The sequence below is a fragment of the Micromonospora sp. DT4 genome, assembly GCF_049841675.1.
Classification (GTDB): Bacteria; Actinomycetota; Actinomycetes; order Mycobacteriales; family Micromonosporaceae; genus Micromonospora.
The window spans coordinates 17,785-28,387 of sequence record NZ_JBNCKT010000076.1; the positions used below are offsets into that span (position 1 = coordinate 17,785).

At 69.3% G+C, this 10,603-nt stretch carries 6 protein-coding genes and 1 pseudogene; 6 read left to right on the plus strand and 1 reads right to left on the minus strand.

All coding sequences use genetic code 11. From position 1 onward, the window contains the following. Positions 1-48: 48 nt before the first annotated feature. The 3 genes from ACLQ24_RS20330 (at position 49) to ACLQ24_RS20340 (ending at position 4,636) form a co-directional block, all read left to right on the plus strand. A complete protein-coding gene (locus tag ACLQ24_RS20330) occupies positions 49-1,689 on the plus strand; it encodes an extracellular solute-binding protein (RefSeq protein ID WP_425893291.1) in 1,641 nt (546 codons plus the stop codon). 87 nt (positions 1,690-1,776) lie between these two features. After that, positions 1,777-2,466 (plus strand): hypothetical protein, encoded by a 690-nt coding sequence (locus ACLQ24_RS20335; RefSeq protein ID WP_425893292.1) that lies wholly within the window; start codon positions 1,777-1,779, stop codon positions 2,464-2,466. A gap of 43 nt (positions 2,467-2,509) precedes the next feature. Further along, complete coding sequence (locus ACLQ24_RS20340) at positions 2,510-4,636, plus strand: alpha-glucuronidase (RefSeq protein ID WP_425893293.1); 2,127 nt, start codon at positions 2,510-2,512, stop codon at positions 4,634-4,636. Between the two features lie 9 nt (positions 4,637-4,645). On the opposite strand, the gene manD is transcribed toward ACLQ24_RS20340, so the two are convergent. Beyond that, a complete protein-coding gene (gene manD / locus ACLQ24_RS20345; protein ID WP_425893294.1) occupies positions 4,646-5,854 on the minus strand; it encodes a D-mannonate dehydratase ManD in 1,209 nt (402 codons plus the stop codon). 309 nt (positions 5,855-6,163) lie between these two features. On the opposite strand from manD, the gene ACLQ24_RS20350 reads away from it, so the two are divergent. The 3 genes and pseudogenes from ACLQ24_RS20350 (at position 6,164) to ACLQ24_RS20360 (ending at position 10,115) form a co-directional block, all read left to right on the plus strand. Then, positions 6,164-7,519 carry an extracellular catalytic domain type 1 short-chain-length polyhydroxyalkanoate depolymerase gene (locus ACLQ24_RS20350; RefSeq protein ID WP_425893295.1) on the plus strand — a complete coding sequence of 452 codons (1,356 nt, stop codon included), beginning with the start codon at positions 6,164-6,166 and terminating at the stop codon, positions 7,517-7,519. Between the two features lie 38 nt (positions 7,520-7,557). Beyond that, positions 7,558-8,969, plus strand: a pseudogene (locus ACLQ24_RS20355) (endo-1,4-beta-xylanase). Between the two features lie 747 nt (positions 8,970-9,716). After that, on the plus strand, positions 9,717-10,115 hold the full coding sequence (locus ACLQ24_RS20360) for a hypothetical protein (protein ID WP_425893296.1): 399 nt from the start codon (positions 9,717-9,719) through the stop codon (positions 10,113-10,115). Positions 10,116-10,603 lie beyond the last annotated feature (488 nt).

A 10,603-nucleotide genomic window follows, 5' to 3' on the forward strand; every position in this document is an offset into this window, starting at 1 on the left:
CCAGCACGTTCACCATTCCCTTTACCGAACGAACCGGAAAGGACCGCCATGCTCCACCGATCGTGGCGCCGCGTCGCGACAGCGGTAGCCGTGCTGCTCACGGCGACCAGCATCGCCGCCTGCAGTGATGATCCGTCCGACGCCAAGGACCTGTCGGAGAACCGGGCCGGTGCGATGTCCGACTACGGCATCGGCAAGCAGTTCAAGGCGAGCGAGCCGGTCTCTTTCTCCATCCTGTACAACAACCACCCGAACTACCCGCTGCGTGACGACTGGCTGTTCTGGTCGGAGCTGAAGTCGCGGGCCAACGTCACTCTCACCCCGGTCGCCGTGCCGCTGAGCGACTACGAGCAGAAGCGCAGCCTGCTGATCGGCGCCGGTGACGCTCCGATGATCATCCCGAAGACGTACCCGGGGCAGGAGGACGCGTACGTGTCCTCGGGGGCGATCCTGCCGGTCAGCGACTACCTGGACCTCATGCCGAACCTGCAGGACAAGATCTCGAAGTGGAACCTGAAGCCCGAGATCGACACGCGGCGTCAGGAGGACGGCAAGTTCTACGTGCTGCCCGGCCTGCATGAGAAGCCCTGGCAGGACTACTCGGTGGCGATCCGCACCGACATCCTCGACGAGCTGAAGTTGAGCGCTCCGAAGACCTGGGACGAGCTGTACACGGTGCTCAAGGCCATGAAGGCGAAGTATCCGGACGTGTACCCGTTCTCGGACCGGTGGAGCAAGCCCAACCCGGCCGGCAACCTGCTCAACCTCCTGGCCGTGTCGTACGGACTCCAGGGCGCGGGCTGGAACTTCCAGCACACGAGCTGGGACGCCAACGCCAAGAAGTTCGTCTACACCGGCGCGAGCGACCCGTACAAGCAGATGCTCCAGTACCTCAACAAGCTGGTGAAGGAGAAGCTGCTCGACCCGGAGAGCTTTACCCAGACCGACGACCAGGCCCGGCAGAAGCTCGCCAACAGCAAGTCCTTCGTGATCAGCGCCAACGCCCAGGCCGTGGTGAACGACTACCGGCCGGACCTGGCCAAGACCAACCCCAAGGCCAGGATCGCCAAGATTCCACTGCCGGTGGGGCCGGCCGGTGAGGTCAACCCGGCCAACCGGCTGGAGAACGGCGTGATGATCTCCGCGAAGGCCCGCGAGAGCAAGAACTTCGTGGCGATGATGCAGTTCATCGACTGGCTCTGGTATTCCGACGCCGGCCAGGAGTTCGCCAAGTGGGGCGTCGAGGGGACGACGTTCGTCCGGGACGCCGCCGGCAAGCCCAAGCTCGCGCCGGACGTCAACGTCATCGGGCTCAACCCCAAGGCGTCCAAGCACCTGCAGAAGGACTTCGGCTTCTACAACGGCGTCTTCGCGTACGGCGGCAAGCCGGAGCTGGTGCAGGGCTTCTTCGCCCCGGAGGAGCAGGAGTTCCAGAAGGTCATGAACGCCCGTACGCCGGTCGCGGTGCCCCCGCCGCACCCGTTGACCGACGAGGAGCGGGAGCAGGCGTCCCTGTGGGAGACGCCCCTGAAGGACGCCGTCTACCAGGCGACTCTGCAGTTCGCGCTGGGCCAACGGGACTTCGCCCAGTGGGACGCCTACGTGGCCGAGTTGAAGGGCAAGAACATGGACGCCTACCTGAGCATGGTCAACAGGGCGTACGACCGCTATCAGAAGGACCACAGCTGAGGTGTCGGCCGGTCCGGTGACGCGCCCCGGACCGGCCGACTTCGGCAATTCGCGCGGGAATCGCCTGCCGACGGGGGGAGAAGGACAGTGAACGACACGGCGCAGGCCCGGCGGCAGCTCGGCGACGGACCCCTGTCCCGCTTCGCGTCCCGCGTCTACATCCTGCTCGTGGTCGAGGTGCTGCTCCTCGTCACCGGGCTGCCCACCCTGCTCCCGCTGCTGCTGCTCGACCGCGATCCCAGCAACCTCCCGCTGGTCGCGCTGCTGCTGACACCGGTTGGGCCGGCGGTCTCCGCCGCCCTGTACGCCCTCCGCCACCAGCGGCCCGACCTGACGGACCTGCGACCCGCCGCACTGTTCTGGCGGGGCTACCGCGGCAACGTCGGGGGCGCGCTGCGGGTCTGGACGCCGGCATTGGCGTGGCTGACGGTGCTCGCGCTGAACCTCGCCTACCGCGACGCGGTCGGCCTGCCCGCCTGGTGGGTGGTCCCGCTGGTCCTGGTCACGGTCGGGGTGGCCCTCTGCGCGGCCAACGCGCTGGTGATCACCTCGCTGTTCCAGTTCCGCACCCGTGACGTCCTGCGCCTGGCCGTGCACTTCCTCGTCCGTACCCCCGGGGTCACCGTCGGCAACGCCCTGCTGCTCGCCGCGGCGGCCGGGATCACTGCGGTCTTCTCCGAGGCGGTCCTGGCGCTCCTCGCCTCGGTCGTGGTCCTGGGGGTCCTGCGCGTCGCCGACCCGATGACCGACCTGATCCGGAAGGAGTTCACCGCATGAGCCGCTCCACGGCCGCCGAGGTGATCGTCACGCGGAGGGACGCGTGAACGCGGACTTGGAGGAGCCGGTGTTCGTGGCCGAGTCGCCCGACGTCGAAGATCCGCGCGTACACCCCGCGTGGCTGCCGCCGGAGGCGTTCCGGGCCCTCGGCGCGCGGCGCGTCCTCGTGCACGGCGACGGGCTGCTCGTCGACACCGTCCTCGACGAGGTGACGCGCGCCTGCACGCGCTACGGCGGGCGGGTGTGGCATTCCCCCTCCTGGGACGTCGACGTCGACCTGGTGCTCACCCTGCGCGGGGCGCCCGAGCTGCCCGGTTCCGCGGTCGAGGCGGCCCGTTCGGCGGGGGAGGCGGCGCTCGCCGACATGGGCGACGGCGAGATGCTCGGCGACGAGGGGTTCCTGCTGGCCCGCAGCGGCGAGACGACGGTGGTGCTGGCCGACGCGCCCGCCGGCCTCCTGTACGGGCTGTTCCACGTCGTACGGCTCTGCGCGGCCGCCTTCGACCCGGCCCGTCCACCCGAGCTGCACCGGCCCGCGCTGCGCCGACGCTTGCTCAACCACTGGGACAACGTGGCCGTGCATCCGGTGCTGGGCCAGGTCGAACGGGGGTACGCGGGCGGCTCGATCTTCTGGACCGGCGGTCGTCCGCGCGGGGACCTGACCCGGATTCGGGAGTACGGGCGGCTGCTGGCGGCCAGTGGAATCAACGCGATCTCGGTGAACAACGTCAACGTGGGCCGCGCCGAGGCGCTGCTGCTGACCGGCCGGCTCGGCGACGTGGCTCAGATCGCGGACGTGCTGCGCCCGTACGGCATCCGGGTGCACCTGTCGGTCACCTTCGCCGCACCGATGGTCCTCGGCGGACTGCCGACCGCCGACCCGTTCGACGAGGAGGTGCGCGCCTGGTGGGCGGCCACCACCCGGCGCGTGTACGAGCGCATCGGCGACTTCGGCGGCTACGTGGTCAAGGCCGACTCCGAGGACCAACCTGGCCCGTTCAGCTACGGACGCGACCACGCCGACGGCGCGAACCTGCTCGCCGAGGCCCTCGCCCCACACGGGGGAGTGGTGCACTGGCGGGCGTTCGTCTACAACCACCACCAGGACTGGCGGGACCGGTCCACCGATCGCGCACGGGCCGCGTACGACCACTTCGCTCCGCTCGACGGGCGGTTCCGTACCAACGTGGTCCTGCAGGTGAAGTTCGGCCCGGTGGACTTCCAGACGCGGGAACCGGTCTCGCCGGTGCTCGCCGCGATGCCGGCCACCCGGGTCGCGGTCGAGGTGCAGGTCACGCAGGAGTACACGGGCCAGCAGCGGCACGTCTGCCACCTCGGGCCGTGCTGGGGCGAGGTCCTGAGCTTCGCGCCCTGGGGCCCCGGCGGGCGCACGATCGCCGACGTGGTCACCGGCGAGGCGGGCAAGGGCGGAGGCCTTGTCGCCGTCGCCAACACCGGCGACGACCCTTTCTGGACCGGGCATCCGCTGGCGCAGGCCAACCTCTACACGGTCGGCCGGCTGGCCTGGAATCCGCGGCTCGACCCGACGGCGGTCCTCGACGAGTGGATGACGTTGACGTTCCCACCATCCGCGACCGCCGATCCGGAGCTGGTCCGGCGGACGCTGCACGAGGTCATGGACGACTCCTGGCGCACCTACGAGCGGTACACCGCCCCGTTGGGTGTCGGCTTCATGGTCCACCCCGGCGACCACTACGGCCCCGACGTCGACGGGTACGAGTACTCGCGGTGGGGCACCTACCACTTCGCCGACCGCGACGGCGTGGGCGTGGACCGTAGTCGCGCCTCGGGCACCGGCTTCGCCGGCCAGTACCCGCCGTACTGGGCCGAGGTGTACGAGTCGCCGCGGACCTGCCCGGACGAGCTGCTGCTGTTCTTCCACCACGTGCCGTACACGTACGTCCTGCACAGTGGATCGACAGTCATCCAGCACATCTACGACACCCACTTCGCCGGCGTCGACGAGGTGGCCGTGATGCGGCGTCGGTGGCAGACGCTGAACGGGATGATCGACCCGGCCGTGTACGAACGGGTGGCCGAGCGCCTCGACGAGCAGCTACGCAGCGCCACCGAGTGGCGGGATCAGATCAACACGTACTTCTTCCGCAAGTCCGGGGTGCCCGACGCGCGGGGGCGGCGCATCTACTGACCCGACGGATCACCAGGGGTGCACGGTCCCGTCCTCCAGCCGGTTGACCGGCAGGTACGCGGGCGCGTACGGGTAGCGCGCCGCCGCCTCCTCGTCGATGTCGACGCCGAGTCCGGGCGCCTCGGCGGGGTGCAGGTAGCCGTCGGCGAAGTGGTAGCCGTGCGGGAACACCTCGTCGGTCTGCGCGGTGTGCCGCATGTACTCCTGTAGGCCGAAGTTGGGGATCGAGATGTCGAGTTGCAGCGCGGCGGCCATGCAGACGGGCGACAGGTCGGTGGCGCCGTGCGAACCGCTGCGGACGTGGTGCAACGCCGCGAGGTCGAAGATGCGCCGCAGGTGGGTGATCCCGCCGGCGTGCACCACGGTGGTCCGGATGTAGTCGATGAGCTGCTCCCGGATGAGCTGCGCCGCGTCGAACACGGTGTTGAAGACCTCGCCCACGGCGATCGGGGTGGTGGTGTGCTGCCGGATCAGCCGGAAGCCCTCCTGGAGGTCGGCGGGGACCGGGTCCTCCATCCAGGTCAGCGCGTACGGCTCCAGACTCTGGCCGAGCCGGGCCGCCTCGATGGGCGTGAGCCGGTGGTGCACGTCGTGCAGCAGCCGCAGGTTGGGGCCGAACTCGTCGCGGACCCGCGCGAACACGCTCGGCACGTGGGACAGGTAGCGCTGCGTCGACCAGGTGGCCTCGCTGGGCAGGGCGGCGTCGGCCGGCTCGTAGAAGAGCTTGTCGGCGCTGACCCCGTACGTCTGGGGCAGACCCGGCACACCGCACTGCACCCGGACCGCCCGGTAGCCGAGGTCGACGTAGCGGGCGACCTCGACCAGCACCTCCTCGACGGTCTCGCCGTTGGCGTGGCCGTACACCGTGACGCCCTCGCGGGACCGGCCGCCGAGCAGCTGGTAGACCGGCAGGCCCGCCACCTTGCCCTTGATGTCCCACAGGGCGGTGTCCACCGCGGCGATCGCGCTCATCGTGACCGGACCGCGCCGCCAGTACGCGCCCTGGTACAGGTACTGCCAGGTGTCCTCGATGCGCGCCGGGTCCCGGCCGATCAGCAGCGGCACCACGTGGTCGCGCAGGTAGGACGCGACGGCCAGCTCCCGCCCGTTGAGGGTGGCGTCACCGACGCCGGTGACGCCCTCGTCAGTGACGATCTTGAGGGTGACGAAGTTGCGGCCCGGAGAGGTCACGATGACCCGGGCGTCGACGATCTTCACTCGATCTCCTTCGTGCCCGCGGGAGTCGGGTGAGGACGCTCGCAGGGGGGTGCACGCGAGGACGGTCTGCTTATCGGGAACGTGCCGATAATATCCCGGCGTCGGCCGGTGGCGAAGGGTCCCGCCGGCCCCGGAACCGGTGCAGGTGACCGCCCAATCCCTTGCCCCGAAAGGTTTCCGGAAGCCTTGACAATCGAGTGTTATCGATCGAAGCTGACATCGGTCATGCGGGCCGCGGTCACGGTCGGGCGAAGGGCAGTCCTCGACTAACCCCCTTCCATGCGCCATTTCCCCGAGGGATCGCGAACCATGACACTGAAAACAAGGCTGCTCGGCGCCCTCACGGCGGTCGCGACAGTCGCCGCCGCCGCGCTGACGTTCGCCACCCCCGCGTCGGCCGCGACGCTCACGCAGGTGACCGGCTTCGGCAGCAACCCCACCAACCTCCAGATGCACCTGTACGTCCCGGACCGGGTGGCATCCCGGCCGGGGATTCTGCTCGCCCTGCACTACTGCACCGGATCGGGCCCCGCCTTCTACTCCGGCACGCAGTACGCGTCCCTCGCCGACCGGTACGGCTTCATCGTCATCTACCCGTCGGTGACACGCAGCAGCAAGTGCTGGGACGTGGCCTCGCCGCAGGCGCTGCGCCGAGGTGGGGGCAGCGACCCGGCCGGGCTCATGTCGATGATCGACTACGTGAAGCAGCGGTACTCCGCCGACCCGGACCGCGTCTTCGCCACCGGTACCTCGTCGGGCGCGATGATGACCAACGTCATGCTCGGTGACTACCCGGACGTGTTCGCGGCGGGCGCGTCCTTCGCCGGGGTGCCGTTCGCCTGTTTCGCCACCGGGGGAACCTCCGAGTGGAACAGCCAGTGCGCGAACGGGCAGCTCATCAAGACGGCCCAGCAGTGGGGGGACCTGGTCCGCGGGGCGTACCTCGGCTACAGCGGCCGGCGACCTCGGATGCAGATCTGGCACGGCACGAGCGACGACACCCTGCGCTACCCGAACTTCGGTGAGCAGGTCAAGCAGTGGACCAACGTGCACGGCCTGAGCCAGACCCCGACGTACACCGACTCTCCGCAGTCGGGTTACACCCGCACCCGGTACGGCAGCAGCGGCCCGATGGCCCCGGTCGAGGCGATCAGCCTGCAGGGCGTCACGCACAACATCCCCGTCGACGCCGCCCAGGTGATCCGCTTCTTCGGCCTCGACGGCGCCGCCCCGCCGACGACGCCTCCGCCGACGACGCCGCCCCCGACGACGCCGCCCCCGACGACGCCTCCGCCGACGACCCCTCCGCCGACGACCCCTCCGCCCACGACGCCGCCGCCCAGCGCGGGCGCCTGCCGGGTCTCCTACACGGTCAACGCCTGGAACAACGGGCTCACCGCGAGCGTGGGCATCACCAACACCGGCACCACCACGGTGAACGGGTGGGCGCTGACGTTCACCCTGCCCAGCGGGCAACGCATCACCGGTGGCTGGAACGCCGAGTACTCGCCGACGAGCGGTGCGGTGACCGCCCGCAACGTCTCCTACAACGCCACCATCGCCCCGAACACCTCGGTCGACATCGGCTTCCAGGCCACCCACACCGGCGACGCCGGCATTCCCACGTCCTTCGCCCTCAACGGGGCCACCTGTTCGGTCTCCTGACCCCTCTGGACCCCACCCACCGATAGGGAGTCGCACGAATGCGAAATGCGAGATGGAGGGCGGCGTCGAGAGCCGCCATCGCGCTGGCCGGGGCGGGCGCGCTCGCCGCCGGCATGGCGCTGGTCCTGACGGCGCCCGCCGCCGCCGGGACCACGCTCGGCGCGTCCGCCGCCGAGAAGGGCCGCTACTTTGGTACGGCCGTTGCCGGTTACAAGCTCTCGGACAGCGCGTACACCACGATCCTGAACCGTGAGTTCACATGGTGACGGCCGAGAACGAGATGAAGATCGACGCCACTGAGCCGCAGCAGGGCCGGTTCAGCTACGGCTCGGCCGAGCAGATCGTCAACCACGCCCGCAGTCGTGGCATGCAGGTACGCGGCCACACCCTGGCCTGGCACGCCCAGCAGCCGAGTTGGATGCAGGGCATGAGCGGCAGCGCTCTGCGGCAGGCGATCCTCAACCACGTGACGCAGGTGGCGACGCACTTCCGGGGGCAGCTCTACTCCTGGGACGTGGTGAACGAGGCGTTCGCCGACGGCAACTCCGGCGGCCGGCGCGACTCGAACCTGCAGCGCACCGGCGACGACTGGATTGAGGCCGCGTTCCGCGCGGCGCGGGCGGCGGACCCGGGCGCGAAGCTCTGCTACAACGACTACAACATCGACAACTGGACCTGGGCCAAGACGCAGGGCGTCTACAACATGGTCCGCGACTTCAAGTCCCGCGGCGTGCCGATCGACTGCGTCGGCTTCCAGTCGCACTTCAACAGCGACTCCCCGTACGTCAGCAACTACCGCACCACGTTGTCGAGCTTCGCGGCGCTGGGTGTGGACGTGCAGATCACCGAGCTGGACATCCAGGGCGCTCCGGCGAACACGTACCGCAGCGTGGTGGAGGACTGCCTGGCGGTGGCCCGCTGCAACGGCATCACCGTGTGGGGCATCCGCGACAGCGACTCGTGGCGGTCCTCGCAGACGCCGTTGCTGTTCAACAGCAACGGCTCGAAGAAGGCCGCGTACGACGCGGTCCTCGCGGCGCTGGACAACGGCACCCCGCCGCCCACCACGCCGCCGCCGACCACCCCGCCGCCCAGCGACCCGCCGCCCACCACGCCTCCGCCGAGCGACCCGCCGCCCACGACCCCGCCTCCGGGGCAGGGTGGTTGCACCGCGACGGTGACGGTAAACCAGTGGACCGGTGGCTTCGTGGCGAACGTACGGGTGACGGCCGGCTCGTCGGCCCTCAACGGATGGACCGTGACGATCGAACTGCCGTCCGGCGCGAGCGTCACCAACGCCTGGAGTGCCACCAACAGCGGTAGCACCGGCACGACGACGTGGACGAACGTCTCCTACAACGGCCAGGTCGCCGCCGGACAGTCCACCGAGTTCGGCTTCCAGGGAACCGGCGCCGCCGGCACCCTCAGCCCGAGCTGCGCGGCGGGCTGACCGACCCCCCACCCCACCCCCGCTCCACCCTCGTGATCAAGAGGTTGCGTCACCCGTCCCGGCGTGTCGTGACGCAAACCTCTTGATCACCGGGGCATGGGGGGTGGGGGTGGGGCCCGGGGGAGGGGAAGGGACCCCACGTAGTAGCTAGTGTGATCAAGTGCCGTACCGCGTCGTCAGACGTACCGGTCGTGCCGTCGAGCATGACCGAGAGTTGCCGCGCGGTACGGCACTTGCTGACTCTCGAATCACGCGTCGCGGGTGCCCGAGGACGGCCGGCGACCGCCCGCAGGGCAGGCCGCAAGTGCGCCACGTTTCGGACCCCTGCTTCGGAAAGATCAAAACTGCTGTCGCCCGGCGTCGGTCTTCGCCGCTGACCTGCACGCTTGTCGGCCGCTGCCGTTTTCCTCCGGCGCTGGGGCCGACCGAACGCCTGGGCCTCGTGAGCCAGCGGCGATCTGCTTGCCACCTCCTCGCGCCAGATGTGCCCGCTGCTGTCGTCGTCTTGCACGCGGCGATGGTAGGCGTCATCCGAGGTCGGCACCTTCAGTTTGGAAAAGCGTGCTCAAGCGGTCGTGATGCCCGAACCGCCTGCGGGCGGCGGCCAGGCCGGTTGCATCTCGTGCCCGCTCGGCGCCACGGTTACTGGCCCATGGATGGCCCATGGCGGCCCTCGGATCTACCGTTTCGACCAAGCGTGGCTTGCCAGGGCACGCGGCTGACTGACTGGCAGTATATGGTGGCTCCGTGGTGAAGCTGGGGCATGGCACCTTGCTGTTCGTGCGGGACCGATGGCTCTGGATGGCGTTGGATTCGGGCGTAGTTGGCGTGGCAGCTGTAACCGTTGCCTGGGAGGTTATGCCCCCAAATTCCGAGTGCCTGAACTCAGGCGTCGATGGCGTGGCGTGCGGGGCGGCGCAGGGCATAGTTGGCTTGTTCATCGCGTTTCCAGCAGCACTCCTGGTGGCGCTACTTGGCGCAAAGCTTCTCCGCGTTCGCCAATGGTGGCAGGTAGGCGCGTCGGCAACGTTTCTGACGGCTGTCCTCACCACGGTCACCCATATCGACACCTGGCCGGCTCTAGCCGCGCTCGGAGCTGGGGTCTTCCTCCTTGTCGCTGTCGCGTTCAATCCCGTTCGCGTGTGAGTTGCTGGGTTTTGTTCAGGTAGAGCGATCTCCTCGTCGGGGCAGTCGTCAGACCTACCAGCCTCCCCGGACGGGGACAAGGTGGAGCGCCCCACCGAACGACCTTGGCCCCGTCCGGGGAGGGGCTGGTAGGCCCTGTGGTGCAGTCGACGCCCACGAGCAGCGGCGGGTGGTCGGACACGAGAAGGCGCCTACGACGCTGGACCGGTACACGCACACGCCCGAGGACTACGCCGACCAGGTCCGGCTGACCTTCGCTGACGACTCGCTGACTTTCCGCCCGTCGCCCCGACCGACTGACCGGCACGACACACCGTCACCTGCCCGGGAGCCCTCCCCGGAAATGGGACGACCCGTTACCTTTTTGATCGTCCCCAGCCGGGGACTGCTCGGTCGCTCGGCCCGGTATGACTTAGAGCGACCGGCAATAGGTCCAAGATCCGGACATGCGGGTACCTGCGGGAAGGAAGCAGGCACGGGTCCATTGA

Coding starts and splice junctions, on each gene's coding strand:
- ACLQ24_RS20330 (WP_425893291.1), top strand. CDS start 49: ATGCTCCACCGATCGTGGCGCCGCGTCGCGACAGCGGTAGCCGTGCTG.
- ACLQ24_RS20350 (WP_425893295.1), top strand. CDS start 6,164: ATGACACTGAAAACAAGGCTGCTCGGCGCCCTCACGGCGGTCGCGACA.